Origin of the sequence: Pyxidicoccus fallax (assembly GCF_012933655.1) — a bacterium.
GTDB lineage: Bacteria > Myxococcota > Myxococcia > Myxococcales > Myxococcaceae > Myxococcus > Myxococcus fallax.
Genome location: NZ_JABBJJ010000303.1, coordinates 1 through 15,546 on the forward strand (window position 1 = coordinate 1; position 15,546 = coordinate 15,546).

Sequence of the window (15,546 nt, forward strand, 5' to 3'; positions counted from 1 at the left end):
GGCTGGGGCGGGTGCGGGTCCAGCCCGCGCGCCGCGACACAGGAAGTGAGCAGGCCGTGGGCCGGAGTGGCGGGGTCCTCGGCGGGCGGCGGAGGCGCCTGGGTCAGCAACCCCGCCTGCACCAGGAATGCGGAGAACAGCTCCCCGCGCCGCGCCCGGCTGACGAGGCCCTCGAAGGGCAGGCCCAGCAGCAGCACCTGCCCCCCGGGCGCCGACGCCACGCCCGCTGCTACATCCGTGTTCGCGTAGTGCAGCACCGCCGTGGCGCCCGAGGCGGGAATCAGCCCGTCGGTGATTCCCACCGGGTAGGCGCCGCGCGTTCCGTCGTCCACCACCCCGCCGGACAGCCCCGCCAGCCAGCCGCCCGGCTGGCCCTCCACGGGCAAGGTCTGCACGCCGATGCCCCGCTCCACCCGGAGGATGTCCGCCAGGAAGGCCCGGTCGTCGGCGTCGCCCTCGGCGAGCGCGGCCGCCACGTGGCTGCCGGACAGCAGCAGGTGTCCTCGTCCTTCGCCAGTGACGAAGGCGCGCAGCGCGTCCTGCTGCTGGCGCGTGGGCCTCGCCCCGCCCTCGCCTCCCCGGCCGGTGAACCAGTCCACCAGCCGATAGGGCGCCGCCAGCGACACCAGCCCCTCGGGGAGCGCCGCGGCGGTGGCGCTGTCGAAGGCAATGGCCGTGTGGGCCAGCGCCTCTCCGTGCCGCCGCACGTAGGTGCCGTCATTCATCGCCTCCACCAGCACGCGCACCGGGGCCGCCAGGTCGTAGGCGTCCAGCGGTTCGGCGCACGTCAGGGACGCGTCCAGCCGCTCAAAGGCGTTGACGAGCAGCACGGGCGCCTGCCCGGACTGGGACGTCCGCACCCCGACGATGGCGGATGGGAAGCCCTCGCCGCCCGCGTTGAACGCCGCCACCCGGAAGTAGCGCGGGGTGCCCGGGGCCAGCGTCGTCGTAAAGGTGGTGCCGGTCACCTCGGTGCCCTCGTCCCAGCCCAGGCCGTCCGCGCTCTGGTAGACGCGGTAGCCGGTGGGCGCGTCGCGGCCCTCCTCGTCCGGGTTGGCCGGGGGCACGGCCCAGCGCACCTCCACCGCCCCGTCCGCGCCGCCGCGCGCCGCCACCGCGACGGGCGCCTCGGGCGGCAGGCGCACCGGCTGGCCGTCCTTCGCCGCGAAGTACTTGATGAGGCCCTGGAGAATCGCCCGCGCCGCCACGCGCCGGAAGGCCGGCTCCTTCAGCCGGTTCGAGTCCGGGACGTTGTCGTGGTACGCCATCTCCAGCAGCACCGACGGCATCTCCGGGTTGTGCGTGGGGTTCACCTCGCCCAGGTTCGCCGAGCGCAGGCTGCGCACCCGCCACGTCGAGTCCACCTCGCGGCGCAAGTCGCGTCCGATTTCGTCCAGCAGCGCCCGGGCCATGACGTCGCTGCCGGGCACACCCGTGAAGTTCAGCGTGCCGTCCACCGGGTTGGGCCCGTACACGTAGGCCTCCGTGCCGGACGTGTTGCCGGTGGCGCCCGCGTTGGTGTGCCAGGCCACGTAGACGGCGTCCTCACCCTCCTCGTGCAGCCACGCCGCGAAGCGCGGGCGCGCGGTGACGTCCGCATTGCGCTCGTTGCTCAGCGCGTTGGCCCCGGTGGGCGCGTACACGGTGACGGGCGCGCCGCTGAACTGCACGTGGTAGCGCGCGGCCTCCTCGTAGCGGGGCCGCGGCAGGGCCGCCAATTCGGCGTCGCCGATGACGCCGCTGCCACCGCCGAAGCGCACCGCGTCCAGCGACACCGTGCCGCCCTCGGCCGTGTCGTTCATCGCCACCACGGACGCCGTCTCCGGGTGCCGGCCCGCCTTGAAGTAGAAGCGGCCCAGCAGCACCCACGTCCCGCCGTGCCGGCGCTGGTTGACTCGGAAGTGGCTCTCACCCCCGGCGTGCCGCACCACGTAGTGCGCGTCCGTCGCCCGCGCCGGGTCCGCCGCGTACGAGACATAAACGTGGTACGCGCCGTCCGCCGGCACCTCCGGCGCCCAGGTGGCGCTCGCGGTGACGGTGCGAGCGGTGCTCATGATTCGCGTGGTGCCCAGCGTGAAGGGCTCCACCGCGTTGCCCATGGGGAACTGCGGCGTCCCCCACCCCTTCTGGGTGGACTCCTGGAAGAGGGCCGCGTCGCCCTCCTGCGAGTAGCCCGCCCCACCCTCGTCCACCAGCGCCATGCGCGAGTTGAGGTCCGGCTCTCGCACCGGCACCACCGTGGCGCCCGCGCCCATCAGCATCGGCATGAGGTACTGGTTCAGCACCTCCGCGGAGACGAGGTCCTCCACCACCGCGTAGGTGTTGGGGCGCTGCGTGGCCCAGCGGTCCAGCGGCGCGCTCCGGTAGAAGCCGTGGCCGGGGCTCAGGTACACCACCTTGCCGGACAGGGCCCCTCCCCGCACGCGCGTCTGGGGCACACCCGACAGGGCCTTGGGGCCCGCCCCGCCCTTCTCCTCCCGCCGCACCACGGGCGGTTCGAAGGCGGACAGGCGGCGCGACTCGTGGGCGCGGGGGCCGGGCGCGGGGAGGTACTCGACACCCGGGGGCTCCAGGCCACAGGCCCCCTCGTCGAGCGAGGGCGCCGGGCCTTCCGCGCGGGCCAGGGAGGACGTCAACAGCAGGGCAAGCAGCGCGCTCCCCAGGCGGGTCCGGGGATTGCGGGAAGCAGGACACACGGATGCGGAATTCACGGTGTCAGACCATACCCGTTCACACCCGAGGGGCAATCAGACCCGTGGGTGCTAGGGTGCCCGCCCTTCAAGCACCGATGAACGTTCCTGTCCGTCCACCCTCCGCCTTCCCTCCCCGCAAGGGCTCGGGGCTGCTCGCCTCGTTCGGCCACGCGTGGGCGGGGCTCATCCACACCGTCGTCCACCAGCGCAACATGCGCGTGCACCTCATCTCCGGCGTGCTGGTGGGGCTGGTGGGCAGCGGCATCCCCCTCGGGCTCGCGGAGAAGGTGACGCTCATCTTCTGCGTCCTCCTCATCTTCTTCGCGGAAATCCTCAACAGCGCCCTGGAGCACCTGGTGGACCTCGCCGTCCAGCAGTTCGACGAGAAGGCCCGCCTCACCAAGGACGCGGCCGCCGCCGGCGTGCTCGTCCTGGCGCTGGGCACGGTGGTCATCTTCGCCGCCATCCTCGTGCACAACTGGGACACGGTGCGCACCAGCACGGAGGCCATTACCCGCCAGGTGGCGCTGGGCCTGCCCCTCACCGCGTGCGTCGTCGTGCTGGTGCTGCCGCACCGCCGCCCGGCCGTGGTGGACGTGGGCGCCTTCCTCGGCGCGGCCGCGCTGCTGGTGCTGCTCTTCTTCGAGACGGCCAGCCTCGTCTTCACCGCGCTGACGGCGGGCCTCGTCGTCATCGCCGGAGCGGCCGCGTACCAGCGGCGGCGGGAGGCGCGCCCCGCGGCGCAGGACATGACGGCTGATTCGCCAGTCAGCAGAAACAAAAAGACCGGCTGATGCCGGTCCTTTCACACCCCGCTGACTGCCGCTCCGCGCGGGCGGGAGCCCCGAAGCCAGTCCGGAACCCTCGCGCCCGCGGGGGTCGCGAACCGAAGGCTACGGACTCAGGCGCGCTGACGCCACTCGGCGCCCTGCTCCTGTGTTGCCTGGACGGCAACAGCCTTGTCGCCTTCCTTGAGGTCCGCGGTCACCAGGTCGAGCAGCTCCGTGGCGATGCCGATGACCTGGTGCGGCGTGTAGCCGCTCGCGCGCAGCTGATTGAAGAAGGTGCGCGCCAGGATTCGGGTGCCCTTTTGGTCGGTGCTCACAGTGATTGCCTCCGGGAAGCGGCGAAATGAAGGGGTCGCCGCATAAGCATGCGGCCTCAACACTTCAACCCCCGTGCCAGACGTTCTCTTCCAAACGGATTCCCCAGCAGTTCCCAGGGGTTGAAGTGGACCGGCGCACGGCATGGCCCTCCCGGAGGTGCGAAGGCTGTTACGCACCCGACGTCCACACGGGGGGATGGCGAAGGGGGGTGCATCAGCGGATACGCACCCGCGAAGAGAACCCCGGGCTCCGTGGTTTCAAGTGCTTGCAATCTTTCATGGGGGCGGAGCAGATACGCGCCCCCCACCGAGGAGTGAGACGGACATGGCGTATCGGGTGAACAACATCGGGCTGTGGCTGGACGAGCCGGAGGAGCTGCTCGGCGAACGGGCCGCGGAGAAGCTCGGAGTCACCCGCTCCGACCTCGCGTCCGTGCGCGTGGTGCGTTCCGTCCTGGACGCCCGGAAGAAGGGCAGCCCCCGCTACATCTACACCCTGGAGGTGGAGCTGGCCGGGGGCCGCAAGCCCGCCCGCCTGCCCCCCGACGTGGGCGAGGCGCCGCCGCCGCCGGAGCTGCCGGCCCCGGTGAAGCCGCCGGAGCGCTGGCCCATCATCGTCGGCACCGGCCCCGCGGGGCTGTTCGCCGCCCTGGGGCTGCTGGAGCGCGGCGTGCGCAGCATCCTCCTGGAGCGCGGCCGCGAGGTGGTGACGCGCCGCAAGGACGTCGCGAAGCTGATGCGCGACGGCTCGCTCGACCCGGAGAGCAACATGAACTTCGGCGAGGGCGGCGCCGGCGCCTACACGGACGGCAAGCTGTCCACGCGCATCAACCACCCCATGGTGCGCAAGGTGATTGAAGCCTTCGCGAAGTACGGCGCGCCGGACCACATCCTCATCGAGGGCAAGCCGCACATCGGCTCGGACCTCTTGCCGGGCGCGGTGGCGAAGCTGCGCGACGAGCTCATCGCCGGCGGGTGCCAGGTGCTGTTCGAGCACCGGGTGGAGGACCTCCTCTATCAGGACGGGCGCGTGGCGGGCGTGAAGCTGTCCGACGGGCGCACGCTGGAGAGCGACCGCGTCATCCTCGCCCCGGGCAACTCCGCACGCGAGCTGTACGAGCGCTTCGCCGCCGACGGCCGGGTGAGCGTGGAGGCCAAGCCCTTCGCGCTCGGCTTCCGCGCCGAGCACCCCCAGGCGCTCATCAACAGCATCCAGTACGGCAACGCCGCCAAGAACCCCAAGCTCCCCCCGGCCGACTACAAGCTGGCGGAGAACCTGGACGTGGACGGCGAGGTGCGCGGCGTCTACTCGTTCTGCATGTGCCCTGGCGGCATCGTGGTGCCCACGCCCACCGAGGAAGGGCTGCAGTGCACCAACGGCATGAGCAACTCGCGCCGCAACGCGCGCTACGCCAACGCGGGCATCGTCGTCTCCGTGTCCGTGGCGGACTTCGAGCGCGAGGGCTTCCGCGGCCCCCTGGCGGGCCTGGAGTTCCAGCGGTACTGGGAGAAGAAGGCGTATGAGCTCGGCGGCGGGCGCTTCTACGCCCCGGCCCAGACGATTCCGGACTACCTGGCCGGGCGCGTGAAGAAGGAGCCGGGCGGGACCAGCTACCGGCCGGGGCTGGCGCACGTGGACCTGAACCGCCTCTTCCCGGAGCGGCTCACCCAGTCCATCAAGCAGGCGTTGCGCACGTTCGACCGGAAGATGCGGGGCTTCATCAGCGAGGAGGGCAAGCTCATCGGCATCGAGAGCCGCACCTCGTCTCCGGTGCGCATCACCCGCGGCGAGGACATGCAGTCGGTGTCCCTGCGCGGGCTCTACCCGGCGGGCGAGGGCTGTGGGTATGCGGGCGGCATCGTGTCGTCCGCCATTGATGGACTGCGCGTCGCTGAGCAGATTGCCACCGAGCTGTCCTGAGGACGGACGGCCCGGGAGGAGGGCCCCATGAAATACGTCGTGCGCACGCCGGACGGGGAGCTGGTCTACCCCAGCCTGTTGGACGTGGAGCGGGCCTATCTCCAGGGTCTCGTGGACCCGGACGACGAGGTGCGCGAGGAGAGCGCCACCACGTGGCGCAAGGCGGGCAGCCTGCCCACCCTGGCGCAGGCGCGGCGGGCCTCGACGGGCGCGGCCCAGCGGGGACAGATGCTCACGGTGGTGGGCGTGGTCCTGCTGGGCGCGCTGGCCTTGTCGCTGCTGTTCCGCGACACGTGGAACCTGCGCCTCCTGGGCATCGTCCTCGCCCTGGCGGCGAGCTTCATGCTCACCCGGGTGACGTTCAAGGCGTTCAAGCGTCCGCCTCCGGGGGGATGAGGCCTCTCCGGCTGCTCCCTCCCCTGCCCTCCAGCGGGGCGTCCCGGCGCCCGCCGCAAGCTGGCGGTCGGCGGCGCATGTTTCTCCCGGGAGGACGCCCGCGGGCAGCGGTGCCCGCGGTCCCCGCGAGAGGGAGGACACACCTTGCTCAGCACCTATTTGTCCCGAGACGCCGCCCGCCGGCTGCGACACGGTGCCCCCTGGCTGCGCCGGGAGGACATCGTCTCCATGGAGGGAACGCCGCAGCCCGGAGAGCCGGTGCAGCTGCGGGACGAAGACGGCTCGGTGCTGGGCCTGGGCGACGTGGACCTGGAGGCCTCGGCCGCGGTGCGGCGGCTGGGGCAGCCGGACGAGGCCGTGGAGGGCCTCATCCCCCGCCACCTCCGCAAGGCCTTCGAGCGGCGCGGGAAGCTGGTGGACGACCCGCGCTTCTGCCGCGTGGTCAACGATGACGGGGACGGGCTGCCCGGCCTCATCGTGGACCGGTACGACACCCATTTCGTGGTCCAGACGCTCACCCGCGCCATGGACGCCCGGCAGACGGAAATCACCCGCGCGCTGGTGGAGGTGACGGGCGCCGGCTCCGTGCTGCTGCGCAACGACACGCCCCGGCGCAAAGCGCTGGGCCTGCCCTCGCAGCGCGCCCATGTGCTCTACGGCACCCCGCCCCGCTGGTGCCGCCTCCTGGAGATGGGCGCGCGCTTCACCGTGGACCTCACGTACGGGCTGGGCACCGGCTACCCGTACGACCAGCGCGAGCTGCGCCGCTTCGTGGGCCGCATCTCCCAGGGCGCCCGGGTGCTGGACGCCTGCTGCAACGTGGGCGGCCTCTTCGTCCACGCCGGGCTGCACGGAGCGAAGCAGATTCTCGCCTTCGACAAGAACGGAGACGCCGCCGACCTCGCCCGGGAGAACGCCGAGGCCAATGGCCTTCTGGGCCGGGCCACCGTGGAGAAGGCCGCCCCCCTCCAGGTGCTCCGCGCCCTGCGCGACACCTTCGACCTGGTCCTCCTGGACACCCCGGCGGTGGCCTCGGAGGAGGAGTTCATGGAGCAACTGAGGCACGCCCTCCGGCGCACCCGGCACGGGGGGCACCTCATCGTGGCCGGCTACCACCCGCCGCTGGCCCTGGGGGGCTTCGACGAGCTGGTGGCCACCGCCTGCGAGGGGGAGGCCCGCATCGCCACCCGGCTGTGCCGCCTGGGCCTGCCCCCGGACCACCCCACGCTGGTCGGCTCCCCGGGGTCCGAGTACCTCGACGCTGTCGCACTGGAAGTGAGCTGATCCCCCTTGCCCCCGAAGCGCCTTCCTGGTGCTAGTGTCCGCCGCCGCAATGACCAACGACAACGCCCCCGAGACCGCGACCCCCACCCCGGAAGGTTCCGTGGAGACCGTCCGCAAGGTGTACGCGGCGGACCTGCGCGAGAAGGACCGCGTCAACACCGTCTTCCGCGTCACCAAGAAGGAGAAGGTGACCGCGCGCAGTGGCAAGGTGTTCCTCGCACTGACCCTCGTCGACAAGAGCGGCGAGGTGGACGCGCGCATCTTCGACAAGGTGGACGCGCTGGAGCCCGTCTTCCAGTCCGGCGATTTCGTGCTGGTGCAGGGCAACGTCATCAACTTCCACGGCCGCACCCAGGTGGTGGTCGAGGCCGTGGAGCGCCTGGACCCGGAGCCGCTGGACCCCAAGGAGTTCGAGCCGCCTCCGGCTCCGCCCCCCGAGGCGAAGCCCGCTCCCGAGACCAAGGCCCCGGAGGCCCGCGCCGAGAAGGCCGACAAGGGTGACAAGGGCGAGGCCCGCGCCAACGACAAGGGCGACGGCAAGGAGCCCCGCGCCGAGGGCGGCCGCCACGACGGCGCCGCCGGTGCGCGCGCGGTGGGCCTCATCCGCGAAATCGTCACCGAGCGCGTCAGCGACCCGCACGTGAAGCAGCTGCTGCTGGCCTTCCTGGACGACCCGCAGATTGCCGCGGGCCTGCCGGTGGCGCCGGCGGCCAAGGGCATGCACCACGCGTGGCGCGGCGGGCTGGCCGAGCACCTGCTGTCGGTGATGCGGCTGACGCTGCGGGTGGCGGACCACTACCCCATGGCGGACCGCGACCTGCTCCTGGCCGGCGCGCTGCTGCACGACGTGATGAAGGTGGCGGAGATCTCCCCCGAGAAGGGCTTCGACTACACCGACGAGGGCAAGCTCGTCGGCCACCTGGTGATGACGGCGCAGAAGATTCGCGAGAAGACGCTGGCCATCCCCGGCTTCCCGCCGCTCCTGGAGCAGCACCTCACGCACCTGGTCATCGCCCACCACGGCCAGCTGGAGTACGGCAGCCCCAAGGTGCCGGTGACGCTGGAGGCCTTCATCGTCCACGCGCTGGACTCGCTGGACTCGCGCATCGCCTCGTGGCTGGAGGCCATGCAGAAGGACCCCAACGACAAGTGGACGGACGTGCTGCGCCACTACGACCGGCAGCTGTGGAAGGGCCCGGTGCCCACCGCGCGGGGCCGCGCCCCGGTGGAGGGCGGTGGTGGCCGCCGCAAGTCGCGCGAGGAGAAGCGGAAGAACCGCGGCGACAACAAGCCCCAGCAGCAGGGCGGCGCCCCGGCCGAGGGCGGCACGCAGCAGGCCCGGGACGAGCAGCCGCAGCGCCCGCCCCGCAAGGAGCGTCCGCCCCGCGAGGAGCGTCCGCCCCGTGAGGAGCGCGCGCGTGAGGAGCGTCCGCCCCGTGAGGACCGTCCGCCCCGTGAGGAGCGCCCGCCGCGGCCTCCGCGCGAGGAGCGTCCCCCGAGAGACCCCAGCTCGCTGCCCCGTGAGCTGACGTTCAAGCCCTTCAGCGCGCTGACGTCGCTCACCCCGCCCGCCGACACAGGCAACAAGGACGGGGGCTCGTCGGAGAGCTGAGGAGTCGAGGCACCATGGCGAAGAAGTTGGGAGAGCGCCTCATCGAGGCCGGGCTCGTCAATGCCGCGGCCGTGGAGCAGGCCCTGGAGCACCAGAAGATCACCGGCCACAAGCTGGGGGACTGTCTGGTGGAGCTGGGGCTGCTCCAGGAAGCGGGCCTGCTGCGCTTCCTGGCCTCGGAGTTCCAGACGCGGTTCGTGACCGCGGACAAGCTGGCCAAGGCCAAGATCGCCACCGAGGTGCTGGACCGGCTTCCGGTGCGCCTGGCCGAGGCGCAGAACGTGCTGCCGCTGGCGGTGGACCCGGAGCGCAAGCTGCTGTCCGTCGTCGCCGCCGAGCCGCAGAACCAGGCGCTGATGGACGAGATTGCCCTCGTCACCGGCATGTCGGAGGTCTACGCGTACGTGGGCCTGCGCAGCGCCATCGCCGCGGCCATCCGCAAGCACTACTACGGCGACCCCACCGCCTTCGCCGCGCTGCTGGAGCCGGCCGCCACGCAGGCCCGGCCGGACTCGAGACCGGGGGCGGCGGAGCACAACCGCACCACCACCTCCGCCCGCAGCAACTTCACCAGCTTCAGCACGCAGTACCGCGTGGAGACGACGGACCCGCGCGCGCGGGTGCAGCGGCCCAGCACCACTGGCACCCCGGCCGTCCGGCCCTCCACGCAGCGGCGCGAGCCCGGCGGCCCGCGCGGCATGGTGAGCGACAGCGACTACGTGGAGACGCTGAGCATCCTCGTCGGCCTGCTGGAGCAGGACCGGCAGCGCCACCGCGGCCACTCCGCGCAGCTCGCGCGGCAGGCCGGCATCGTCGGCCAGCGCATGGGCATGCCCCACAAGGAGCTGACGGCGCTGTCCATCGCCGCGTACCTCCATGACCTGGGCAAGCCCGCCGAGCGGCACTTCTCGCTCGCCAGCAACGCGGTGAATCCCGAGTGGAAGGCCCAGGCGAAGGTGGCCTGCCGCGCCCCCACGCGGATGTTCGAGACGGTGCACCTGCCCGGGCAGGTGAACACCATCCTCGCGCAGCTGTACGAGGCCTGGGACGGCTCCGGCACCCCACAGGGCGCAAAGGGCGAGGACATCACCCTGGGCGCGCGCATCCTCGCCGCGGTGGACAGCTTCCTGGAGCTGACGAAGAACCCGGGCAACGCCCACGGCAAGGCCTTCACCAAGGAGGCGGCGCTGGAGCACCTGCGCAAGAACGCGGGCGTGCTCTATGACCCGGTGGTGGCGGACATCGTCACCCAGCTCCAGAGCGGCGAGCTGCTCCGCCACCGGCTGGAGAGCGACGGCCGGCAGGTGCTCATCGCGGAGCCGGACGAGGCGTCGCGCGGCGAGCTGCTGGAGGCGGTGCTGAAGCAGGGGCTGGTGGCGCACGCACTGTCCACCCTGGAGGGCGCCCAGGACGGGCTGTCCCGCCAGGACTGTGACGTGCTGGTGGTGAGCCTGCGCCTGGGCCAGCAGGAAGTCCTGGAGCTGTTGCAGCAGGCCCGCTCGGCGCCGGAAACGGCGGGGCTGCCCATCGCCGTGGTGGGCGAGCCGGACGGGCCCACCCGCGAGCGGCTGATGATGGGCGGCGCCACCGTGGTGCTGCCGGCCGGGGACAAGCCCGCGGTGGCCAAGGCGGTGCGCTCGCTGCTGGAGGACCGGGTGCAGCACAACGGCCCGGGGCGCGTGGTGCGCGGCAGCTTCGACGAGCTGCCCCCGAAGGAGCTGCTCCGCACGCTGGGCGGTGGCCAGAAGAGCGGCAGGCTGCACCTGCGCCAGCACACGCTGGAGGGCTACCTCCACCTGGAGCGCGGCCGCGTCGTCTTCGCCTCCTTCGGCGGCCACTCCGGCGAGCCCGCCCTGCAGGCCCTGCTGCGGCTGAAGCAGGCGGACTTCCAGTACGACCCGGACGCACTGCTCCTGGACGTGCCGCAGATGGACCAGGACCTCCAGGTCCTGGCCGCCGCCGTCAACCCAGGTTGAGCGCGAAGAGCGAGGAGGCGTTGGCGGTGGTGGTGGCCGCCACCTCCTCCAGCGTCACGCCCTTCAGCTCCGCCACCTTGCGCGCCGTCTCCAGCACGTGCGCGGGCTGGTTCTTCTTCCCGCGGTGCGGCACCGGCGCCAGGTACGGGCTGTCCGTCTCCACCATCAGCCGGTCCAGCGGCGCGAAGCGCACCGCCTCCTGCAGCGCCTGCGCGTTCTTGTAGGTGACGACGCCGGACAGGGACAGGAAGAAGCCCAGGTCCAGGTAGCGCCGCGCGGCGGCCGTGTCCCCGGTGAAGCAGTGGATGACGCCCCGGGACAGGCCCACGTCGCGGAGCACCGCCTCGCAGTCGTCATGCGCGTCGCGCACGTGCACCACCAGCGGCTTGTCCAGCTTCCGCGCGAGGGCGCACTGCCGCCGGAAGACGGTGGCCTGCACGTCCCGGGGCGAGTGGTCGTAGTAGTAGTCGAGACCGGCCTCGCCCACCGCGCGCACCTCGGGCCGGGCGCACGTGGCCTCCAGCGTGGCGAAGTCGGCTTCCGTGGCCCGCGCCGCCTCGTGCGGGTGGATGCCCAGCGTGGGCGACAGGAACTCCGGGTGCGCGGCGGCCAGCTCCAACGCGTTGCCCCAGTCTCCAGGCCCGTGGAACTGCCCCACGACGATGGCGTGGACGAGCCCCGCCGCGCGGGCCCCGTCCAGGATGGCGGCCACGTCCGGGTAGTCCTTCACCTCGAGATGACAGTGGGCGTCGACGAGTCTCATGTCTCCTCCTGCAACAGCTCTTCCAGCTCCATGCGGCCCTCGGGTGAGGAGAAGGTGGGGATGGCGGCGCGCACCCGCTCGCGCCCCTCCGGCAGGCCCAGGCGCCAGAGCGCGTCCGCGGCGTCCAGGCGGAAGTCCTCCTCGGCGCTCCGGTCCTCCAGGAGCGCGAGCAGCCAGGGCAGCGCCCGCGCGTCCCCCAGCCGCCCCAGCCCGCGCGCGGCGGAACCGCGGCAGGAGTCCTTGGGGTCATCCAGGATTTCCTTCAGCCGCTCCAGCGCCCCGGGCACCTTCACCGCGCCGCACAGCTCCACGGCCAGGGCGCGGTCCGTGCTCCACTTCTTCCGCGTCCGCTGGAGGAGGTACGCCCCACCCTCCGCGTCACCCAGCTGCGCCAGCACGCCCGCGGCCTGCGTCTTGTCGAAGGCGGGCAGCAGCCACTTGCGGAAGACGCGCTTCACCGCGTGCAGCGCCCGCGGGTCCTCCAGCTGCCCCAGCGCGCCCAGGGCGCGGAAGCGCAGCAGGTCCGAGTCCAGCGCGTCCAGCAGCACGTCCAGGCCCGCCGGGTGGCCCAGCCCGGCGATGCCGCGCGCGGCCTCGAAGCGCACCTCCGGCAGCGGGTCCTCCAGCATGCTCGCCAGCGCGCCGCGCAGCTCCTGCCGGTGCAGGTCCGCGAGCCGGCCGGTGGCCTCCAGGCGCACCATCCACTCCTCGTCCCGCAGCCGCGACAGGAGGACGCCAGGCTGCTCGTCCTCGGGCACCACCACGCTGACGAGGCGCACCCCGGCGCGGCGCACCTCCGGCTGCTTGTCCGCCAGCAGCCGGGGGAGCACCTCCAGGAAGTCCGCCTCACGACCGGGGCCGTCGGCCGCGAGCTGGAAGAGCAGCTCGGCGGCCTCGGCCCGGTAGACCGGGCGCTTCTCGCGCTCCAGCGTCAGCAGGGCGCGGTCGCGCTCGGCGCGCCAGTCCGTCACGTCACTTCACCCCGCTGCCCGGCGGCACGTCGCCCGGGTCCAGCAGCGACAGCCCCTTCTCCGACTCCGCCGTGAGGAGCATGCCGCGCGACTCGATGCCCTTGAGCTTGCGGGGCTTCAGGTTGGCCACCACCACCACGTTGCGCCCGGCCAGCGACTCCGGCGCGAAGTACGCGGCGATGCCGGAGACGATGGTGCGCGGCCCCGTGGCCTCCCCCAGGTCCACCGTGAGCTTCAGGAGCTTGTCGGCGTTCTTCACCTTCTCCGCCGCCAGCACCTTGCCGGACTTGAGCTCCACCTTCGCGAAGTCGTCGTACTCGATTTCGCCCGGGGCCGCCCCGGCGCCCGCGCCCGGCGAGGCCTGGGTGGCGGCGGGCTGCGGCGCCTCGGCGGCCTTCTTCTCCGCCTTGTCGTCCTTGCCCTTCTTGGACTCCTTGCCGCCCTTCGCGTCCGCGGCCTGCGGGGCCTGCTCGGGAGGCGTCTTGATGATGGCGTTGACGCGGTCCTGCTCCAGCCGGGGCAGCAGCGGCTCCGGGGTGCCGGTGGGCTGGCCGCGGTCCAGCAGCGGGTACTTCGCGCCCTCCAGGGCCTGGAACGTCAGGGCCGGCGCGCCGAGCTGGGCGAACAGCTTCTCCGACAGGCGCGGCGTCACCGGGGCGAGCAGCGCGCCCAGCAGGTACACGACGTCCGCCGCGTCGGACAGGTCCGCGCGCGCGGCCTCGGCCGTCTCCGGCTTGCGCACGCCCGCCCACGGGGCCTGCGCCTGGACGAAGGCGTTGGCGGCCGACGCGATGTCGGTGATGACGCGGATGGCGTTGCGGTACTCGAGCTTCTCGAACGCGTCGCGCACCTCGGGCACGCGGGCGAGCGCGGACTCCACCAGCGCGCGGCCCGGCCCCTCGGCGCGGCCCGGTGCCAGCCGCTTCTCCAGCGGCCCGGCCAGAAGCGACAGGGCGCGGTTGGCCAGGTTGCACACGTTGTTGACGAGCTCGCCATTCACGCGCTCGCGGAACGCCACGAGGCTCAGGTCCAGGTCCTCCACGCCCGCGCCCAGGTTGGCCGCGTAGAAGTAGCGCAGGTAGCTGGGGTCGAGCTGGTCGAGGTAGTCCCGCACCGGCACCATGGTGCCGCGGCTCTTCGACATCTTCTCGCCGTTCACCGTCAGGTGGCCGTGCACCTTGATTTCGTTCGGGATGTGCAGGCCCGCGACGTTGAGCACGGCCGGCCAGAACAGGGCGTGGAAGTAGACGATGTCCTTGCCGATGAAGTGGATGATGCGCGTGTCCTTGCCGCCGTCCCAGTAGTCCAGCGCGCTCGCCGCCTTCCCCGTCTCCTTCGCCCACTTCTCCGTGGTGGCGATGTAGCCGATGGGGGCGTCCAGCCAGACGTAGAAGAACTTGTCCGTCTCGCCCGGGATGGCGAAGCCGAAGTAGGGCCCGTCGCGGCTGATGTCCCAGTCGGCGAGGCCCTTCTCGAAGAAGCCCTGCAGCTGGGTGGCCAGGCCCGGGTGGATGAAGCCCGGCTTGCGCAGCACGGACTGGAGGAAGTCCGCGTGCTTCGACAACTTGAAGAACAGGTGCTCGGAGTTCTTGCGCACCGGCGGGGTGCCGCACAGGGCACAGCGCGGCTCGATGAGGTCGGTGGGCGCGTAGGCCTTGCCGCACTTCTCGCAGGCGTCACCGTACTGGTCCGGCGACTTGCAGTTGGGGCAGGAGCCCTTGATGAAGCGGTCCGGCAGGAAGCGGCGGTCCTTCTCGCAGTAGGCCTGCTCGATGTTGCGCCGCTCGATGTCGCCCTTCTCCTTCAGCCGCCCGTAGATGAGCTCCGCGTAGTGGCGGTTCTCCGGTGAGTTGGTGGAGTGGAAGTAGTCGAAGCGGATGTCCAGGTCGTGGAAGTCCCGCTGGTGCTCTTCGTGGAAGCGCGCGATGAACTGCTCGGGCTTGAGGCCCTGCTTCGCCGCGTTGATTTCAATGGGGGTGCCGTGGGTGTCGTCGGCGCAGAAGTAGACGACGTCCTTGCCGCACGAGCGGAGGAAGCGGACGTAGATGTCGGTCTGGATGTACTCGACGGCGTGACCGATGTGGACGGCGCCGTTCGCGTAGGGCAGCGCGCTGGTGACGAGGATTCTCTCAGCCATGGACTCTCCTGAGGGCGGCGGACATTAGCCGCAAGAGTGGCCGAGGTCATCGACGGCGTGAGGGGCGCGGACACGAATGCGCCGCGGGGCCGGAGATGTTATCGACCGGATACGCATGTGCACCATCGTCATCCTTCGCCAGGTCCACCCGGAATGGCCGCTGGTGCTCGCGGCCAACCGGGACGAGTTCTACGCCCGCCCCGCCACCGGTCCCCAGGTCCTTCGGGAGGCTCCCCGCGCCGTCGGGGGACGGGACGTGGAGCGCGGTGGCACGTGGATGGGAGTTACTAACGAAGGGCTCTTCGTGGGCCTGACGAACCAACGTGGAGGGCGAAACCAAGGCCCGGCCCCCCGCTCACGGGGCGAGGTGGTGCTGAAGGCCCTGGAGGCGGGGAGCGTGGAGGCCATCGAGCGCTACCTGGACACCCTGCCCGGCGATGAGTTCCTCCCCTTCAACCTGCTCTACGGGGACGCGCGGGTGCTCCGGGTGGCCTACGCCCGGCCCGGGGAGCGGCGGCTGCGGCGGGAGGACGTGCCCCCCGGCGTCCATGTGCTGCCCAACGACGTGCTGGACGCGCCCTTCCTGCCCAAGGTGGAGCGGGCCCGCTTGCTGGCCTCCGAGGCGGCGCACCGGCCATGGCCGGAGCTGGCGGACGGGCTGAAGGCCCTGCTGTCCGACCCCACCCTC

12 protein-coding genes are annotated in these 15,546 nt (G+C 72.0%); 7 read left to right on the top strand and 5 right to left on the bottom strand.

From position 1 onward, the window contains the following. Positions 1-2,696: golvesin C-terminal-like domain-containing protein (locus HG543_RS41045; protein WP_343073568.1), on the bottom strand; the 2,696-nt coding region annotated here is incomplete at its 3' end. Between the two features lie 92 nt (positions 2,697-2,788). Between HG543_RS41045 and HG543_RS41050 the strand changes: the two genes are divergently transcribed. After that, positions 2,789-3,487 (top strand): diacylglycerol kinase family protein, encoded by a 699-nt coding sequence (locus HG543_RS41050; RefSeq protein ID WP_169350386.1) that lies wholly within the window; start codon positions 2,789-2,791, stop codon positions 3,485-3,487. A gap of 107 nt (positions 3,488-3,594) precedes the next feature. Here the strand turns inward: HG543_RS41050 and HG543_RS41055 are convergent, their stop codons facing one another. After that, a complete protein-coding gene (locus tag HG543_RS41055; protein ID WP_171819097.1) occupies positions 3,595-3,798 on the bottom strand; it encodes a hypothetical protein in 204 nt (67 codons plus the stop codon). A gap of 325 nt (positions 3,799-4,123) precedes the next feature. On the opposite strand from HG543_RS41055, the gene HG543_RS41060 reads away from it, so the two are divergent. The 5 genes from HG543_RS41060 to HG543_RS41080 all read left to right on the top strand — a co-directional run bounded on the left by HG543_RS41060 (position 4,124) and on the right by HG543_RS41080 (position 10,987). Next, positions 4,124-5,719, top strand: coding sequence for an NAD(P)/FAD-dependent oxidoreductase (locus HG543_RS41060; RefSeq protein WP_169350387.1), 1,596 nt, complete (start codon positions 4,124-4,126; stop codon positions 5,717-5,719). Positions 5,720-5,746: 27 nt separating this feature from the next. Further along, positions 5,747-6,115 (top strand): hypothetical protein, encoded by a 369-nt coding sequence (locus tag HG543_RS41065; RefSeq protein ID WP_169350388.1) that lies wholly within the window; start codon positions 5,747-5,749, stop codon positions 6,113-6,115. A 144-nt stretch (positions 6,116-6,259) separates the two neighbouring features. Continuing rightward, positions 6,260-7,399, top strand: coding sequence for a class I SAM-dependent rRNA methyltransferase (locus HG543_RS41070; RefSeq protein WP_169350389.1), 1,140 nt, complete (start codon positions 6,260-6,262; stop codon positions 7,397-7,399). A 49-nt stretch (positions 7,400-7,448) separates the two neighbouring features. Continuing rightward, positions 7,449-9,011, top strand: coding sequence for a 3'-5' exoribonuclease YhaM family protein (locus HG543_RS41075; RefSeq protein ID WP_171818047.1), 1,563 nt, complete (start codon positions 7,449-7,451; stop codon positions 9,009-9,011). A gap of 14 nt (positions 9,012-9,025) precedes the next feature. Continuing rightward, on the top strand, positions 9,026-10,987 hold the full coding sequence (locus HG543_RS41080) for an HD domain-containing phosphohydrolase (protein WP_169350391.1): 1,962 nt from the start codon (positions 9,026-9,028) through the stop codon (positions 10,985-10,987). On the opposite strand, the gene HG543_RS41085 is transcribed toward HG543_RS41080, so the two are convergent. The 3 genes from HG543_RS41085 to metG are packed head-to-tail and all read right to left on the bottom strand — an operon-like array spanning position 10,974 to position 14,858. Next, positions 10,974-11,750 carry a TatD family hydrolase gene (locus HG543_RS41085; protein ID WP_169350392.1) on the bottom strand — a complete coding sequence of 259 codons (777 nt, stop codon included), beginning with the start codon at positions 11,748-11,750 and terminating at the stop codon, positions 10,974-10,976. The two genes, HG543_RS41080 and HG543_RS41085, sit on opposite strands and share 14 nt — an antisense overlap. Then, a complete protein-coding gene (locus tag HG543_RS41090) occupies positions 11,747-12,721 on the bottom strand; it encodes a HEAT repeat domain-containing protein (protein ID WP_169350393.1) in 975 nt (324 codons plus the stop codon). Before HG543_RS41090 ends, HG543_RS41085 begins: the two co-directional genes overlap by 4 nt. A 1-nt stretch (position 12,722) precedes the next feature. After that, entirely contained in the window at positions 12,723-14,858 is a 2,136-nt protein-coding gene (metG, locus tag HG543_RS41095; protein WP_169350394.1) for a methionine--tRNA ligase, read from the bottom strand. Between the two features lie 115 nt (positions 14,859-14,973). Between metG and HG543_RS41100 the strand changes: the two genes are divergently transcribed. Further along, positions 14,974-15,546 (top strand): NRDE family protein (locus tag HG543_RS41100; RefSeq protein WP_169350395.1); only part of this gene is annotated, 573 nt, incomplete at its 3' end.

Coding starts and splice junctions, on each gene's coding strand:
- HG543_RS41085 (WP_169350392.1), bottom strand. CDS start 11,750: ATGAGACTCGTCGACGCCCACTGTCATCTCGAGGTGAAGGACTACCCG.
- HG543_RS41050 (WP_169350386.1), top strand. CDS start 2,789: ATGAACGTTCCTGTCCGTCCACCCTCCGCCTTCCCTCCCCGCAAGGGC.
- HG543_RS41075 (WP_171818047.1), top strand. CDS start 7,449: ATGACCAACGACAACGCCCCCGAGACCGCGACCCCCACCCCGGAAGGT.
- metG (WP_169350394.1), bottom strand. CDS start 14,858: ATGGCTGAGAGAATCCTCGTCACCAGCGCGCTGCCCTACGCGAACGGC.
- HG543_RS41080 (WP_169350391.1), top strand. CDS start 9,026: ATGGCGAAGAAGTTGGGAGAGCGCCTCATCGAGGCCGGGCTCGTCAAT.
- HG543_RS41060 (WP_169350387.1), top strand. CDS start 4,124: ATGGCGTATCGGGTGAACAACATCGGGCTGTGGCTGGACGAGCCGGAG.
- HG543_RS41065 (WP_169350388.1), top strand. CDS start 5,747: ATGAAATACGTCGTGCGCACGCCGGACGGGGAGCTGGTCTACCCCAGC.